Consider the following 16,237-nt stretch of genomic DNA (forward strand, 5'->3'; position numbering starts at 1 on the left):
TATTTCAGCAGAAAAATGCATTTGTGATATCTGCGGTTAAAAAATGACAACTGTCAACTATACTTTGTGACATACTATACTAAAATTTACGCACTTATATCTACTAAACTTAGGAAAAGGGAGCTGATGTAGAATGTCTAGTAAGATAATCGAAGTGAATCGATTAAGTAAAAAATATACTACGGTTAGTGCATTAGATACTGTTTCATTTTCAATTAGACAGGGTGAAGTAGTTTCCCTGTTAGGGCCAAACGGCGCTGGTAAAACAACCATTTTATCCATCATTTTAGGTTTACTAACACCAACAGCTGGTTCGGTTCGTTTGCTAGGAATGGACCCAAGAAATCAACTTGTTAAGCAAAGAATTGGTGTTATGCTTCAGGAAACAGGCTTAATGGATAGATTAACTGTTAGAGAACTACTTAAGCTATTTCGTTCCTATTATACAAAACCACTTTTATTGGATGACATGATAAGAATAACAGGATTAACAACCAAAGAGCTTCAAAATAAAGTTGAATATTTATCAGGTGGTCAAAAGCGAAGGGTGAATTTTGCGTTAGCAGTAGCGGGTAATCCAGAAGTGCTTATACTGGATGAACCAACTAATGGTTTGGATGCGATATCTAGGGCATCTTTTTGGCAAGGAGTTACTCAACTAGCAAACCAAGGAAAGACGATTATTTTTACGACACATTATTTACATGAAGCTGATGATATCGCTAATCGAATTATTCTTTTTAATAAAGGACGTGTAATTGCTAATGGTTCTTCAGACGAGATAAAAGAAAAACTCTCAAAACAGTATGTATCATTCAAAATAAATAATGATACGGGAATACCTCAATTGAAGCACCCAGCTATTATCGGTATTGAACAACGATACGACCGAATATATATTGAGACCAAGGATACCGACTCTATCGTTTCTTACATTACTCAACATCAAACAAACACATACGATATTCAAATTGATAAAGGCAAGATGGAAGATGTCTTTCACACTTTAGTCAAAGAAAGGAGTAAATAAATGAGAGTCTTATATTATCAATCTATGGCCGAGATGAAAAGGGCATTTCGAAATCCGTACTATGTTTTTTGGTCTCTATGTATTCCTGTCATTTTTTATTTTGTTTTTACAAACGTGATAAATGTTGGAGTGAGTGATGAAGAACTCTGGGCGTCACATTATTTAATGTCGATGACTACATTTAGTGTGATGGGGTCAAGTATCATGTCACTAGGTATACGGATGGTTCAAGAGAAGTCGACTGGTTGGATCAAATTTATAAAAGTGACTCCTCTGTCTAATGCAACCTATTTATTGAGTCAAATGATTGGACAAAGTTGTATTCATCTATTATCGATTATTGTAATATTTTTGGCTGGCTTTGTAATAAATGGTGTTTCCCTAACTGCTATGCAATGGATAATAAGTGGTTTGTGGATTATAATAGGTTCTTTTGCATTTTTAACATTAGGGACACTCATTGGTACTATGAAAAAAGTGGATACTGCAAATGGTGTAAGTAATATCCTTTTTCTGGCATTAGCATTAATAGGTGGTATGTGGATGCCTTTAGATGCTATGCCTAAGTGGCTGCAAGCAATAGCCGAGTGGTTACCCTCCTATAATTTTGTTAATGGTCCCTGGGAAATAATACGAGGGAATACTCCACATTGGGGTAATATGCTAATTCTTTTCTTCTTTACGGGTTTATTTATGATATTATCAACCTATATAAGACGTAGACAAGAGGTGGTGTGATTAGCTTGGTAAAGCAATGCAGGTTTTCCATTTTCCCATTCAAATATGGCTTATATCCATACATATTTTTAGTATATTTATTTATCCCTATTTCATTTCTGTGGGATGAGGTGGGGATGAAGAAATTATTAGGTTTCTTTCTATTAATATTATTTACTGTATCATATCGACAACTCTACTACATTACTAGTCATACGTCTTTTTCTATATGGCTAGGCATACAAATGGTGATTATTTGTATCCAAAGTATTTTTTATCATTATAATTTTATGTACTTAAGTTTTTTTACTGTAAACTTTATTTCATGGTACTTAGAGAAAAAGCAATTCCATATTGCCTGGGGCTGGCTTGCATGTACAATTGGAGTACCATTGGTATACCATGGTTATATTACACATTCATTTCCTTTTTTGAACGCCCTCCCTTTTGTAGTGGTAATTCTTGCTGCCCCATTTGGAATACGTTCAATGAATAAACGAATGGAGTTGGAAAGCGAGCTAGATGAAGCTAATGCAAAAATAAAAGAGCTAGTTAAACGGGAAGAAAGAACAAGAATTGCCCGTGATTTACATGATACGCTTGGCCATACGTTGTCTTTAATTACCCTGAAAAGTCAGCTAGTTGAACGTTTGATAACAAAAGATAAAAACAGGGCTAAACAAGAGGTTAAGGAAATAGAATTAACATCTAGGATAGCGCTGGATCAAGTGAGGGAATTAGTAACCAGTATGAAGTCTCATACCATTATGGAAGAACTTATTTATGTACAAGATATTTTACAAACTGCTAACATACAAGTTCATACGAATATAAATATTCATATGGAGAGTCTACCAATAGTCGAGCAGAGTATGCTTAGTTTATGCCTACGTGAAGCGGTCACAAACATTGTAAAACATAGTAAAGCATCTTATTGTTGGATTGATTTAAAGGATACAGTTGAAAATACATACTTAATCGTGGCAGATAATGGAATTGGGCAATCCCGGGAATGGGGAGAAGGGAATGGTTTAAAGGGGATGAAAGAGAGGTTATCTTTAATTAATGGAACGTTGACTGTACATACTACGAATGGTAGTGTACTGGAAATGCAGGTTCCTAAAGTAAAGAAAGATGTGGAAACATATGTATAGAATTGTAATTGCAGAAGATCAAAAAATGTTATTGGGGGCGCTCAGTTCTTTATTGGATTTAGAGGAGGATATGGAAGTGATTGGTCAGGCAACTAATGGCGAACAAGCATTAAAGCTTATTCAAACCTTAAACCCAGATATCTGTTTGGTAGATATTGAAATGCCTGTAATGGATGGGTTGCAAGTTGCTGACTATGTAAAGCGTATAGAGAATGGTCCGAAAGTTATCATTTTAACTACCTTCCAAAAACCTGGTTATTTTGAAAAAGCACTAAAATTAGGCATTGATGGCTACCTATTAAAAGATCGTTCTATTGATGAACTTTCTGCAGGTATACGCCAGGTAGCAGCAGGGAAGCAGGTTTATAGTCAGGAGTTAATGGTAGGAATACTTAAAGATGAAAACCCTTTAAATCAGCGGGAGCAAAAAATACTTCAACTTATAGCCATGGGAAAAACTGCGAAGGAAGTAGCAAGTACATTATATTTGTCCTACGGTACGGCACGAAACTATATATCAGAGATTATCCAAAAGCTAGCAGCAAAAAACCGCATAGAAGCGGTTGAAATTGCTAGAAATAAGGGCTGGATATAAAAAGTAAGTAGAATAGTAAGTGTTAAATGATCAGCTGTAGAATTTAGTAGGTTCATGGTTTAGAAGTATATTATGAATTTACTTTAATAGAATTAGGATTTTTATCCACTATTTCATTGGAATCATCATTTAATTCCACATATCCAAAAATTCCGAAAGTAATAATTAAGATAGCAAACATGGCAACAAGAACTTTCTTCATGTTTATTCCTCCATATGTGATTTCTATACTCAGTATAATAAAAATGTTTTTTAATAACCATAGTTTTTTATGACATTTTTTGTGGGAATTCTTACAAATTTGTAAGTTATTGAAGCATTTTTAACAGGTAATTGTAAAACATAAAGAAAAGAAAAAGTCAGCCGCTACTATTCCAATATCCTACAGTTTCATACGACTTATCTCATTAAACATTTTTCAGGCTTTATGTTAAACTGAAGAAGAAATAATCGTGTATAAAATACTATGAAGCGAAACAGTTGTTTATGATAAACATTGTTGCTGTTTCATTCATTAGCTGCAAATCGTTTACATAATAAGGAGGAAAAATTAAAAATGACTAGTAAAGCATTAGATTCTTTTTTAAATGACAATATTGCAGATTTAAAAGAACGAGGTCTATATAATGAAATTGACCCAGTCCAAGGTGCAAATGGTCCGGAGATAACAATCGATGGGAAGGTATTAGTTAATTTGTCCTCTAATAATTATCTAGGGCTTGCTACTGATGAACGCTTAAAGGAAGTAGCAAAGCAAGCAGTGGACTCACACGGTGTTGGTGCAGGTGCCGTTCGGACAATAAATGGTACGCTTGATCTTCATTTGGAATTAGAGAAAAAGCTTGCTGCATTTAAAGGTACAGAAGCAGTTATATCGTTTCAATCTGGTTTTAATTGCAATATGGCTGCTATTTCTGCAGTTATGGATAAGCATGATGCCATCCTTTCTGATGAATTAAACCACGCTTCTATTATTGACGGCTGTCGTTTATCAAAAGCAAAAATAATACGGTTTAATCATTCGGACATGAATGATTTACGTGAAAAAGCTAAAGAAGCGGTTGAATCAGGTCAGTATAATAAAATTATGATTATTACCGATGGTGTATTCTCAATGGACGGAGATATTGCCAAGCTCCCTGAAATTGTAGAAATTGCAGAGGAATTTGATCTTATTACTTACGTTGATGATGCACACGGATCTGGTGTATTAGGTAAGGGAGCTGGAACCGTGAAGCATTTTGGACTACAGGATAAAGTTGATTTCCAAATGGGTACATTATCAAAAGCCATTGGCGTAATAGGTGGTTATGTTGCAGGAAAAGCTAACTTAATTGATTGGTTAAAGGTACGCTCTCGTCCATTTCTATTTTCTACTGCCGTGTCACCAGCTGATGCTGTTGCTAGTACGAAGGCAGTAGAAATATTAATGGAGAGTACGGAATTAAATGAAAAGCTATGGGAGAATGCGAATTATTTGAAAGACGGATTACAACAGCTAGGCTTTGATATTGGTGATAGTGAAACACCAATTACACCTTGTATCATTGGTGATGAAAATGCGACACAAACATTCAGTAAGCGTTTGAATGAGGAAGGTGTCTATGCGAAGTCTATCGTCTTCCCAACGGTACCACGTGGTACAGGGAGAGTAAGAAATATGCCAAGTGCGGCACATACGAAGGAAATGCTAGATAAGGCAATTCAAGTGTATGAGAAAGTTGGTAAGGAATTAGGGATTATATAAAACAGCGGGAAATTGTGTAACAATAGAGAGGAATATCGTGAAATGAAGAAAATTTTAGTCACAGGAGCTTTGGGACAAATTGGCTCAGAGCTTGTCGTTAAATTAAGAGAAACATATGGTGTAGAAAATGTTATTGGGACAGATATCCGTAAGGCAGAAGGGATCATTGCAGAAGGGCCATTTGAACTTGTTGATGTAACGGATGCTAATCAAGTATATAGTGTTGCTAAGAAATATAATGTAGATACTGTCATGCATTTAGCAGCACTATTATCTGCTAAAGCTGAGGAGAATCCAAAATTAGCATGGCATATTAATATGGGTGGCCTTGTTAATGCATTAGAAACTGCTCGGGAACTGAATTTACAGTTTTTTACCCCAAGTTCGATAGGTGCTTTTGGACCAACAACACCTAAGGATCATACACCACAGGATACGTTACAGCGTCCAACAACCATGTACGGTGTCAACAAAGTATCTGGTGAATTGTTAGCAGATTATTATTATCACCGGTTTGGTGTAGATACGCGAGGAGTTCGTTATCCTGGTTTGATTTCTCATGTTACGCTTCCAGGTGGCGGAACTACAGACTATGCGGTGGAAATCTATTATGAAGCTATTAAGCATAAAACCTACACGTCTTGCATTGCAGAAGGGACGTACATGGATATGATGTATATGCCAGATGCGTTAAATGCCATTATCCAGTTAATGGAAGCAGATCCAAACAAATTAAAGCATCGAAATGCATTTAATATTTCTGCTATCTCAGCAGCACCTGAGGACTTTGCTAAGTCTATACAAAAGCATATCCCAGATTTTAAACTGGATTATCAGGTAGATCCTGTTAAGCAGCGAATTGCAGACAGTTGGCCAAATAGTATCGATTCTTCGGCAGCCACGGAAGAATGGGGCTTTAAGGCAGCATATGACCTTGACAAAATGACGAATGAAATGCTTAACAAGGTGAGTATGAAATTTGTAAAATAAAGTGAAACTTCCATCAGTGGGGGTTTTACTGCCCGTTATATCGGGATAAACAACAGAGGACGATACAAAAAGATATTGACAAAGAAGAGGCTGGGACAAGACACAACTTCTTTACTCAAAATACGAATAATCATGTTATCAATAGGAATATCATCGCCGCACCATGAAACTATACGCGCTTTCCGCGGGCACGGATCTCAGCTAACTTGGTAAAGAAAAACACGTTACCAAGTGGATCTTCGGACTCGTGCTGTTCCCGCCGGAGTTTCGCTTATTTCAGGTGCTAAATGAATGATTCTAATCAAAAAACGAACAATAATTAATTTCAACTAATTAGCGTTCGTTTTTTTATTGTTTCTTCATTCTTTTGTCTCAAGCCTCTTTATGATCACATAGGTACAGCGTAACCACTTTTTAGAGCTAATTAACTTGCATACATTTTGGCAATCTTATCTTGCAATTCTTTGTCCTGAACATACTCGTCATAGCTCATTTCCTTATCAATCAAACCGTTTGGTGTGATTTCAATTAAGCGATTTGCAATACTTTGTATGAACTGATGATCATGTGACGTAAACAGAATGGATCCTTTGAATTTAATTAATCCATTATTTAATGATTGAATAGATTCTAGGTCTAAGTGGTTCGTTGGTTCATCTAATAGAAGTACATTCGCATTACTTAACATCATTTTGGATAACATACAACGAACTTTCTCACCACCGGAAAGCACATTTGCTTTTTTTAGTGCTTGGTCTCCAGAGAAAAGCATTCTACCTAGGAACCCTCGTAAAAATGTTTCTGTTTCATCCTCTGGCGAATATTGACGTAACCAATCAACCAAAGGAAGGTCGTTATTTTCAAAGTACGCAGCATTATCTTTCGGAAAGTAGGACTGTGAAGTGGTCACACCCCATTTATAGGTTCCTGCATCAGGTTCCATCTCGCCCATCAAAATTTTAAATAATGTTGTTTTAGCAATGTCATCTTTTCCTACAAGAGCAATTTTGTCATCCTTGTTCATTGTAAAACTAACGTTATCAAGCACTTTTTCTCCATTTATCGTTTTGGTTAACCCTTCGACTCGTAATAAATCGTTCCCTATCTCGCGACCGGGGGTAAAGGAGATATAAGGGTATTTTCTGGACGATGGTTTAATGTCATCTAGTGTTATATTATCCAGTAATTTCTTTCGAGAAGTTGCTTGCTTTGATTTAGATGCATTCGCACTAAAGCGTGCAATAAATGCTTGTAGCTCCTTGATCTTTTCTTCCTTCTTTTTGTTAGCTTCCTGAGCCATTTTGTTAGCCAATTGGCTTGATTCGTACCAGAAATCATAGTTACCAATATAAATTTCGATTTTTCCATAATCGACATCAGCAATGTGTGTACACACTTTATTCAAGAAATGACGGTCATGTGATACAACGATTACAGTATTTTCAAAATGAATTAGAAATTCTTCCAACCATTGTATAGCATGAATATCTAATCCATTCGTTGGCTCATCCAGTAGTAAGATGTCTGGATTACCAAATAATGCTTGTGCAAGCAATACTTTTACTTTTTCATCTGCAGACAAATCAGCCATTTGCTTATCATGTAGTGATTCTTTAATTCCAAGGCCTTTTAGAAGGACTGCTGCATCAGATTCTGCTTCCCAACCATTCATTTCTGCGAACTCTCCCTCTAGCTCAGCTGCTCGCATACCATCCTCTTCTGAGAAATCACCTTTCATATATATAGCATCTTTTTCTTGTTTGACAGCATATAGCCTTTCATGGCCCATCAAAACTGTTTCAAGTACTTGATTATCTTCATAGGCGAAATGATCCTGTTTTAATACAGCAAGTCGTTCACCAGGTGATAACGATACATGTCCAGATTGAGGTTCTATCTCACCTGACAAAATTTTTAAAAACGTTGATTTTCCTGCGCCGTTTGCTCCAATTAATCCATAACAATTGCCTGAAGTGAATTTTAAATTTACATCTTCAAATAATTTTTTATCGCCATATCGTAAACTAACATTAGAAACATTAATCATGCTTGTTAATTTCCTCCAATATAATAATTGTAATCATGGTTAGCTTACGTTATTTCTAGGCTTTCGTCAATGTTTAGACATGATTAAACAATGAATTTTGAATAGGTCTAGACATAAAAACTCTTGCTATGATGTACGGGGTAGATTTCGTTAACTAGAAACATGAACCATAACATCAATGCAAGAGACTTCATACGTGTTTCTTACGTTTTTGTCACAATAAAAAATTAACTTGTATAATTTACAATTATTTGTAATAGTAGAATAGAAAAGGGTTTTACCTAAATTCGCTTCTTCATTATAATAGAAGTTGGGGGGAGGGGTGTTTATTGGGAGAGAAGGTCATCTATTTTCTCTTTACAGATACAGGTACTAATTTAGCTAAAGCGATAAATTTCTTTACGAAGCAGTCTTTAAACCATGTATCTATTGGCTTTGATCATGAATTAACAGAAGTATATAGTTTTGGACGGAAGCGGCCGAGAAATCCATTCATTGGAGGATTTGTTAAAGAGGATATTCGTAGTGATTTTATGAAGAAATCAGACTGTGCCGTTTATCAATTTACAGTAGCTGATCATGAGTGTGAGAAAATAGTAAAAAATATTAAGGATATTGAAAGGCAACAGCATAAATATAGATATAATTTTATTGGGCTATTTGGTATATTGTTACAAATTGAAATTAATCGAAAGTGTGCACTATTTTGTTCACAATTTGTAGCGACTGTTCTAAGAGGTGTACCATCTTTTAGCTTGAAGAAACCTGCTTGTTTTATTACACCTGCTGATATTCGGAATCACGAAGGTATGGAATTGATTTATAAAGGTAAGCTAGGCGATTATCCGTTCGGGAATCAGGAATCTTTAAGTACTATAGTTGTTGAAGAAAAGACAAAGCAATCATTTTTAATTTTATTATCTTCAAAAGTAAAACGGTTTGTTATCCGTTAAGTAAAAAGGTCAATTTAAGTTAATATATTAGCTGATAATAGGATGTATTTCAATCCGAAGCGAAGCATTTGCTACACTGCTTTTAAGTGAAATTAGCCACAAAATGATCATTTATTCCTCATATATACCTGCCGGTAAATGTTCAATTTGTTCAAAGGCTTTTAGGGTATACTATTATGGTAATGGAATCGGTGAGGGATAAACAAGATCCCCACGGATTAAAGTTTTAGTTTATACCGTATTATTCATGAGAAAAAAGCTGGACGAACAACGTCCAGCTTTTGTTGTAGTCTTGGAAATTTTAAAATTTGAGCCTATGGATAAATAGGCACGTGTTGAGCTGCGGTAAGCTCCAGCGCCCAAAAACTAGGCGACCTCACGAATCGTCCCACAATAAGTCGTCATCGGCTCGCAAGCTCACCGTGATTCCTTTATCTCCGTTGACTCGCTCCAGTTGCTAAATTTCTAATCGAGCGCTTGCGCTTTTTTTCTGTAATGAGACAGTAACGATAGGCTTTAAAACTATTCGATACCTAAAGTTTGGTAAGGTACGCGGAATTTGAATGCTAAGTTATTAGCGTCAAGGTCAATATGCTCAACAGCTACTTGAAAATTACTTTTTAGCTTCATATCTGTAACTGCAACATAGATAGCTTCATCTTTTGGATTTACCGTTACCCATTCGGGCATTGGTAAGTATTTATCAATATACTCCATAATTTTTTGGTTTGGTAATTCAAGTAATCCGATAGAGATCGATCTTTGCTTTAATATAATATCGCCATTATCTTGAACAAATGGCTCTAAATGAACAGATAATGGTACGGTTGTTGAAAATACTGGTAATTCACCAATTAAATGTACATCCTCACCTAACTCAATTCGATAGCGATGTTTTGTATCGTTGAGCATTTGATCGATATATGCGTTAATTAACTCATTCAAATTTTGTTTCGTCGTACGAACGACAAATTCTGAGCTTTCATCAGCTTTATCTGCATGTTGAGCCGGATAATCTACACGTGGTACTGGCCAAAAAATAAGTGCTAAAATAATGATTAATATGACAATGTTTAATGAAAGCAAGCCTATAAACCGCTTTTTCCACTTACTCCTCTTAGATCGACGTACGTTTCTTTCTGCCATATTACTCATCCTCTTTCATCTTCGTTTGTTAGGAAATCCAATACACGCTGGGCCATTCGCTTATAGCCGAGGTGATTCGGATGGAAATTATCTTCTGCAAATAGGTTTTCATCTGTGTTATCAAATAAATCTTTTGTCGGAATAAACGATACATTTTTTTTGCTAGCTGCTATTTCTTTCCCTGTATTATTCCAATTTTCAACAATGATTCCTAATTCCTTTATATCTTTAAAATATTTTTGGAATGGATTATAAAATCCTAATAAATAAATCTTTGTTTTCGGGTTAATTGTTTCAATTTTGGAAAAGATATGATGCAATCTTTCTTGATATTGTGCACGCTCTTTCGTGAAGTCTTCCATTTTTAAATTGGTAATGTTCTGCTTAAGGACTTGCATTATATCATTGGCTCCGATAGTTATTAATACTATATCAGATCGCTTAATCGAGGAAACAACTTCGGGTTTATCCAGTCTTTTAAGCAGCTGATCAGAGCGATTACCGCGGACACCTAGATTATCGAATGTTACTACTTTTTTATCCTTGTTAATAGCCCGTTCCAAAATCCCTACATATCCACCTTGTGCGGTTGAATCGCCAACTCCTTGTGTAAGGGAATCACCTATTGCTGTAACATGTGTTTTATTTGAAAAGAACTGAATGGTTTGTTCAACAGCACTTACTACCATTTCGGAGAATGGCTTTTCTTCCGTTTGATCATCTTGTTTTTCATCTTGATCTGTCTTAGTCGCTTCTTTCTGCTGATCCCCATTTGTTTTACTGTCTTTCTCCGAAATGATAACATCATTTAACTTTGGGTCAGGCTGATGTGTCAGGAAAAAGATAAGACTGATCCCTAAAAGCATCACAAAAATAGCACCGAAATAATAGTAGTTTTTCTTCATGTTTACTCACACCTATGCTGTTATGTTCATAACCTTTTTTCTTAATTGTCTCATGTATAAAATACATTCGAAAGTATTTCCTATATATATGTACTTCATAACTTGTTCAATGAAGGAAATAAAGTGAAACCTCAATCCGCTGGGGCTTTTGTCTATCCCTTACTGATTGCTAGTACCACAAGGGTATGACCTAAAGGACTTTCAATTAATCGGACATTTACTGACAGTCGATCCCCACATTTACCCATATTGGTTTTACTTTATTGCTTGAAGTAGGGATCTTACTGCCAGTTATATACGGGATAAAATAAGATCGCCTTCAATAACAGGCGATCAGTAAGGGAAGGTTATTTATAATTTTTCCAATCGGTAGTAAAAGTAAACCTCCTTTCTAAAAGTGAAACAGTTTTGTTACATAAATAATTAGTTCTAAATTTCTAAAATTAGTTTGATTCCAGCATACTGTTTGCTCGTTCAAACATGAGTGAGGTCAGAAGCATCGTCTTGTGATCGCAATGCTAAAAACTCGTCATAAGGATTTTTTGCGGTAATAACAGTGATCCCAGCTGCTTTGGCATATTCTAAAGTACTATTTTGATAAGGCTGTTCCAACCATACTATTTTTCCTTGTTTATTTATAACTTGTTCGATAACACCTGATGGGAGGTCTGATTGGAGAAACCATACAGCATCAAGCTCAGTTGGAATAGCTGATAAGTCTCTGAACACATGCTGAGATTCTTCAGTTGTTGAATGACTTATATAATAAAGCTCAAAACCAATAGATTGTAGCTGTTTGACTTTTTCCCTTTCTTTCTCTCCTGCATCTTCCCAGCCGTATACGGCAATGGTTTTTTTTCGTATATTTCCATTATTACGATCAAACGGAGAGCTAAGTAGCCAACTGATAGCGACGGAATCATTGGTTGTTATCGTTTTTGCTTCGCCAGTAGCTTCAGCGATAGCAGCATCTAAGGTGTATAATAAGTCGGTAACAGACTCCAAACCAATCGATAGACGAATTGTTTCCTCCGTAACACCACTAGTTTTTAATTCTTCAACGGTTAGTTGTTGATGCGTTGTTGAAGCAGGATGAATAATTAGTGATTTTGCATCACCAACATTAGCTACATGTGACCATAATTCAATACATTCAATTAATTGTCGTCCAGCTTCTCTCCCCCCTCGAATTCCAAAAGTGATGATAGATCCAGCACCTTCACTAAAATATTTTTTAGCTCGCTTGTTTGATGAATGGCTTTGTAAACCTGGGTAGTTCACCCATTCGATCGCAGGATTTTTAGCTAAGTATTCGGCAATTATCTGTGCATTTTTATTATGTTGAGGAATACGAAGATGCAAGGTTTCTAAACCCTGTAATAGTAAAAACGCATTATGCGGGCTAATACACGCACCAATATCACGCAATAATTGTACCCTTAATTTAGTAGCAAAAGCCGCAGGACCAACATCAATGAAACGGAGGCCATTATAGCTCTCATCTGGTTCTGTAAAGCCAGGGAATTTGCTGTTATTCCAATTAAACCTTCCGCCATCAACGACAACACCTCCAATGGTCGTACCATGTCCTCCTATCCATTTTGTAGCGGAGTGGACCACAACATCTGCTCCCCATGCTATCGGCTTAGCAATATAAGGTGCGAATGTATTATCAATTATTAAAGGAATATTATAAGAATGAGCTAAAGCAGCAATGGTCTCGACATCAAAGATGTGCAGACTAGGGTTCGTAATAATTTCACCGAAGATTGCTTTTGTTTTATCTGTGATAGCAGCTTCGACTTCATTCTTGTTCTTGCCATTAACAAATTTAACCGTTATACCATAGCGAGGAAGTGTGTTTGCAAATAGATTATAAGTACCACCGTATAAATTACTGTCAGCTATAATTTCATCTCCTGTACTAGCAACATTTAGGATAGCAAAGGTAATAGCTGCCATTCCAGATGCTGTTGCTACTGCTGCTACACCGTCTTCTAATTCGGCAATTCGTTGCTCGAAAGCATCTACGGTAGGATTCCCTATCCGTGTATAAATGTTGCCCGGTTCGGTAAGGCCAAATAGATTCTGTGCGTGCTCCGTGTCACGAAAAACATAGGATGTTGTTTGATAAATAGGGACAGCTCTAGAACCCGTGGTTGGGTCTGGCACCTGACCTCCGTGTAGTAATACTGTATCTGGTTGTTTCTGGTGAAATTTTGCCATTATTCATTCCTCCTAGGATAGTTTGTAGTTCTGTATTGCCACGACTAGTATTGACGTGGCCAGTTACTGAATAGCAACCCTTGTGTCTGGAGGAAGAGGGGGAAAATGAAAAAGCCCTCTTCCTAAGAAGAGGGCTTGGATTTAACCGTTCCTCCTCTTATCTTCCAGATCATAAAATGGATCTGTAGGATGTAGCACCGTAAAAAGCAATATTTCATCGCTTTCTGGTTGCTGGGCTTCACAGGGCCTATTCCCTCCACCGCTCTTGATAAGAGATGTATTTTTCTAAATTATTGAATATTATATAGGTGTACATAATCTTTTGTCAACCACTAGTTTTAAATCGTAACAAAAGGCAGGCATAATACCATCGCCAAAACGTAAGAAAACCTAGAGCATGTTATATCTTTTTATACATGCTTTTTCCTCAGTGGTCTTCGGTAGCTCGTAAGCATAAAGTTTACTAGAGCTATCCAAATGAACGCGAAAGCAATTAAATGAGCAGAAGTAAAGGCTTCTTTATATATAAATACGCCTAGTAATAACATTAATGTTGGTGCAATATATTGCAAGAATCCGACCATTGCTAAAGAAATGCGTTTCGCTCCACTTGCAAACAGTAACAAGGGAATTGCTGTCATAACACCTGCACCCATTAATAATAGGTTCGTAGATGAAAACAATTCATGAAGCTGAAAGGCGTTATCAGGGTAAATGGCTAGGTAAATAATTGCGAAGGGGAGAATAAGCATGGTTTCAATGGTTAACCCTATCATTGGTCCGATATCGACCTTTTTCTTCAATAAACCATACAGTCCAAAGCTGATGGCAAGTAATAATGACACCCAAGGAAACACACCATAGCTTATCGTTAAATAAAGCACACCGATTCCTGCTAGAATAAATGAAATAGTTTGACGGAAAGTAAAGGCTTCTTTTAATACGATAATTCCTAGTAATATGCTTATAAGTGGATTAATATAATAGCCCAGACTTGCTTGAACAACATGATTACTATTAACGGCCCAAATAAATATTAACCAATTTAGACTAATTACTAGCGTAGCCAAAGAAATACCAAATAGCTTCTTTTTATTATGAAGCAATTCCTTCCATTCCTTCGTAAAATCCGACCATTTACGCATAATGAGAACAAGTAAAAATGTGAAGACGAAAGACCAAATAATGCGGTGAGCTAATGTTTCCCCTGGAGAAACATGGTCAAGAAGCTTCCAATAGATTGGTAGAAATCCCCATAATATGTATGCTGATGATGTGTAGATCATACCGTTCCGATCCTGATTAGCGTTCATAAGGTTTCATCCCTTCTTCCGGTATAAAGTAAATCTATTTTAGAATTGCTCCAGAAAAAAAGCAAAGATAACGTCTCTAAAGAAAACGTATTCATTTATGCGTTTATTTGAATAGGATATATATAGGTGGTCAGTTTACAAGAGTTTACGTGAGGAGGAATGGATGTGAAGAAGAAAGAAAAGCAATTGGAGACGAAGGTTGTTCATGAAGGTTATCATTCAGAAGAGATGTTAGGAAGTTTAGCAGCTCCTTTATTTCAAACCTCTACTTTTACATTTGATTCAGCAGAACAAGGAGAGCGGCGTTTTGCAAGGGAAGAGGATGGTTTTGTATATTCGCGTTTAGGTAATCCTACTGTACAGCTTTTGGAAGAGCGGATTGCGGCATTAGAAGGAGGGGAGCGAGGGTTGGCTTTTTCCTCTGGAATGGCTGCCGTTTCAGCGGTATTAATTTCACTAACAAAAGCAAATGATCATATTCTTTGTTCTTCCGGGCTTTATGGCTGTACGTATGGATTGTTATCCATGTTAAAGGATAAGTATCATATTAATCATGATTTCTCAGAAATGAATTGTGAGGAAGAGGTTTTGGCTTGTCTAAGGCCAGAAACAACCTGTATTTATATTGAAACACCAATTAATCCCACCATGAAGCTGATCGATCTACAAATGGTAGCAACGGTTGCAAAGCGCTACCATATTCCGGTCGTTGTAGACAATACCTTCTCATCCCCTTATATTCAGCGACCACTGGAATTTGGTTGTGATGTTGTTGTTCATAGTGCTACAAAATATATTGGCGGACACGGAGATGTAATTGGTGGTTTGGTAGTAGGAAGAAGTTCATTTCTTGACGGTGTTGCCATGACGACACAAAAAGATATTGGAGGCGTTCTTTCGCCATTTGATGCTTGGCTATTATTAAGGGGTTTGAAAACACTGCCGATTCGGCTTGATCGACATTCAGATAATGCAGAAAAGATTGTGGAGAAATTAGGTACTCATCCAAGGATTTCAACTATTTATTATCCAGGTGATAGGGGGCATCCAAATTTTGCGATATATCAAAAGCAGATGAAGCGTGGTGCTGGAGTTATATCATTTGAATTAGTTGGGGATAAATACGATGTTCAACAGTTCTTAAATAACTTGGAGTTTTTAAAAATTGCAGTTAGCTTAGGAGATGCAGAGACGCTTATACAACATCCATCAACAATGACACATGCGGTTGTGCCAGAAGCTGAGCGTGACATGATGGGAATAACGGAGCAACTGATCCGTTTATCGGTGGGTTTAGAGGCTTGGCAAGATATTTGGGAGGATTTGGAGCAAGCATTAAACAAGCTAGATGACAAGTAGCGAAGAAATAATACGCTTATGCTAGTAGTAGCTGGTATAGGTTTTTTTTTAAAGA

Annotated in this window: 14 protein-coding genes and 1 riboswitch; of the genes, 8 read left to right on the forward strand and 6 right to left on the reverse strand. The window is 36.5% G+C overall.

Annotated features, from left to right (window positions below; translation table 11 throughout):
- Positions 1-133: 133 nt before the first annotated feature.
- The 4 genes from JUJ52_RS20615 to JUJ52_RS20630 are packed head-to-tail and all read left to right on the forward strand — an operon-like array spanning position 134 to position 3,496.
- Positions 134-1,030, forward strand: a complete 897-nt coding sequence (locus tag JUJ52_RS20615) for an ABC transporter ATP-binding protein (protein ID WP_205389144.1) — start codon at positions 134-136, stop codon at positions 1,028-1,030.
- Positions 1,031-1,768, forward strand: a complete 738-nt coding sequence (locus tag JUJ52_RS20620) for an ABC transporter permease (protein ID WP_205389143.1) — start codon at positions 1,031-1,033, stop codon at positions 1,766-1,768.
- Positions 1,765-2,901, forward strand: a complete 1,137-nt coding sequence (locus JUJ52_RS20625; RefSeq protein WP_483887874.1) for a sensor histidine kinase — start codon at positions 1,765-1,767, stop codon at positions 2,899-2,901. The genes JUJ52_RS20620 and JUJ52_RS20625 overlap by 4 nt, the downstream gene beginning before the upstream one ends.
- Positions 2,894-3,496 carry a response regulator transcription factor gene (locus JUJ52_RS20630; protein WP_026682604.1) on the forward strand — a complete coding sequence of 201 codons (603 nt, stop codon included), beginning with the start codon at positions 2,894-2,896 and terminating at the stop codon, positions 3,494-3,496. Before JUJ52_RS20625 ends, JUJ52_RS20630 begins: the two co-directional genes overlap by 8 nt.
- A gap of 70 nt (positions 3,497-3,566) precedes the next feature.
- On the opposite strand, the gene JUJ52_RS23480 is transcribed toward JUJ52_RS20630, so the two are convergent.
- A complete protein-coding gene (locus JUJ52_RS23480; protein WP_255637811.1) occupies positions 3,567-3,698 on the reverse strand; it encodes a hypothetical protein in 132 nt (43 codons plus the stop codon).
- 354 nt (positions 3,699-4,052) lie between these two features.
- Between JUJ52_RS23480 and JUJ52_RS20635 the strand changes: the two genes are divergently transcribed.
- Positions 4,053-5,243 carry a glycine C-acetyltransferase gene (locus JUJ52_RS20635; protein ID WP_205389142.1) on the forward strand — a complete coding sequence of 397 codons (1,191 nt, stop codon included), beginning with the start codon at positions 4,053-4,055 and terminating at the stop codon, positions 5,241-5,243.
- 42 nt (positions 5,244-5,285) lie between these two features.
- Positions 5,286-6,233, forward strand: coding sequence for an L-threonine 3-dehydrogenase (locus tag JUJ52_RS20640; RefSeq protein ID WP_121603991.1), 948 nt, complete (start codon positions 5,286-5,288; stop codon positions 6,231-6,233).
- A 424-nt stretch (positions 6,234-6,657) separates the two neighbouring features.
- On the opposite strand, the gene JUJ52_RS20645 is transcribed toward JUJ52_RS20640, so the two are convergent.
- Positions 6,658-8,280: an ABC-F family ATP-binding cassette domain-containing protein gene (locus JUJ52_RS20645; protein WP_166530473.1), complete on the reverse strand. Its 1,623-nt coding sequence runs from the start codon at positions 8,278-8,280 to the stop codon at positions 6,658-6,660.
- 329 nt (positions 8,281-8,609) lie between these two features.
- On the opposite strand from JUJ52_RS20645, the gene JUJ52_RS20650 reads away from it, so the two are divergent.
- Positions 8,610-9,233: a hypothetical protein gene (locus JUJ52_RS20650; protein WP_026682608.1), complete on the forward strand. Its 624-nt coding sequence runs from the start codon at positions 8,610-8,612 to the stop codon at positions 9,231-9,233.
- 522 nt (positions 9,234-9,755) lie between these two features.
- Here JUJ52_RS20650 and JUJ52_RS20655 read toward each other — a convergent pair.
- The 4 genes from JUJ52_RS20655 to rarD all read right to left on the reverse strand — a co-directional run bounded on the left by JUJ52_RS20655 (position 9,756) and on the right by rarD (position 14,823).
- Positions 9,756-10,379, reverse strand: coding sequence for a YpmS family protein (locus tag JUJ52_RS20655; RefSeq protein ID WP_026682609.1), 624 nt, complete (start codon positions 10,377-10,379; stop codon positions 9,756-9,758).
- Positions 10,380-10,384: 5 nt separating this feature from the next.
- Complete coding sequence (locus tag JUJ52_RS20660; RefSeq protein WP_026682610.1) at positions 10,385-11,284, reverse strand: SGNH/GDSL hydrolase family protein; 900 nt, start codon at positions 11,282-11,284, stop codon at positions 10,385-10,387.
- A gap of 474 nt (positions 11,285-11,758) precedes the next feature.
- A complete protein-coding gene (locus tag JUJ52_RS20665) occupies positions 11,759-13,510 on the reverse strand; it encodes a PLP-dependent aspartate aminotransferase family protein (RefSeq protein WP_026682611.1) in 1,752 nt (583 codons plus the stop codon).
- Between the two features lie 154 nt (positions 13,511-13,664).
- A riboswitch (SAM riboswitch) is annotated at positions 13,665-13,785 on the reverse strand.
- 135 nt (positions 13,786-13,920) lie between these two features.
- Entirely contained in the window at positions 13,921-14,823 is a 903-nt protein-coding gene (gene rarD / locus JUJ52_RS20670; protein ID WP_205389139.1) for an EamA family transporter RarD, read from the reverse strand.
- Positions 14,824-14,988: 165 nt separating this feature from the next.
- Between rarD and megL the strand changes: the two genes are divergently transcribed.
- On the forward strand, positions 14,989-16,182 hold the full coding sequence (gene megL / locus JUJ52_RS20675; RefSeq protein ID WP_374489088.1) for a methionine gamma-lyase: 1,194 nt from the start codon (positions 14,989-14,991) through the stop codon (positions 16,180-16,182).
- Positions 16,183-16,237 lie beyond the last annotated feature (55 nt).

The sequence above is a fragment of the Virgibacillus sp. AGTR genome, assembly GCF_016919725.2.
GTDB classification, from domain to species: Bacteria; Bacillota; Bacilli; order Bacillales; family Amphibacillaceae; genus Virgibacillus; species Virgibacillus salarius.

Excerpts from the sequence above, each read along its gene's own strand:
- JUJ52_RS20665 (WP_026682611.1), bottom strand. The coding sequence starts at position 13,510 with ATGGCAAAATTTCACCAGAAACAACCAGATACAGTATTACTACACGGA.
- rarD (WP_205389139.1), bottom strand. The coding sequence starts at position 14,823 with ATGAACGCTAATCAGGATCGGAACGGTATGATCTACACATCATCAGCA.
- JUJ52_RS20640 (WP_121603991.1), top strand. The coding sequence starts at position 5,286 with ATGAAGAAAATTTTAGTCACAGGAGCTTTGGGACAAATTGGCTCAGAG.
- JUJ52_RS20645 (WP_166530473.1), bottom strand. The coding sequence starts at position 8,280 with ATGATTAATGTTTCTAATGTTAGTTTACGATATGGCGATAAAAAATTA.
- JUJ52_RS20660 (WP_026682610.1), bottom strand. The coding sequence starts at position 11,284 with ATGAAGAAAAACTACTATTATTTCGGTGCTATTTTTGTGATGCTTTTA.
- JUJ52_RS20615 (WP_205389144.1), top strand. The coding sequence starts at position 134 with ATGTCTAGTAAGATAATCGAAGTGAATCGATTAAGTAAAAAATATACT.
- JUJ52_RS20630 (WP_026682604.1), top strand. The coding sequence starts at position 2,894 with ATGTATAGAATTGTAATTGCAGAAGATCAAAAAATGTTATTGGGGGCG.
- JUJ52_RS20635 (WP_205389142.1), top strand. The coding sequence starts at position 4,053 with ATGACTAGTAAAGCATTAGATTCTTTTTTAAATGACAATATTGCAGAT.
- JUJ52_RS20620 (WP_205389143.1), top strand. The coding sequence starts at position 1,031 with ATGAGAGTCTTATATTATCAATCTATGGCCGAGATGAAAAGGGCATTT.
- JUJ52_RS23480 (WP_255637811.1), bottom strand. The coding sequence starts at position 3,698 with ATGAAGAAAGTTCTTGTTGCCATGTTTGCTATCTTAATTATTACTTTC.
- JUJ52_RS20655 (WP_026682609.1), bottom strand. The coding sequence starts at position 10,379 with ATGGCAGAAAGAAACGTACGTCGATCTAAGAGGAGTAAGTGGAAAAAG.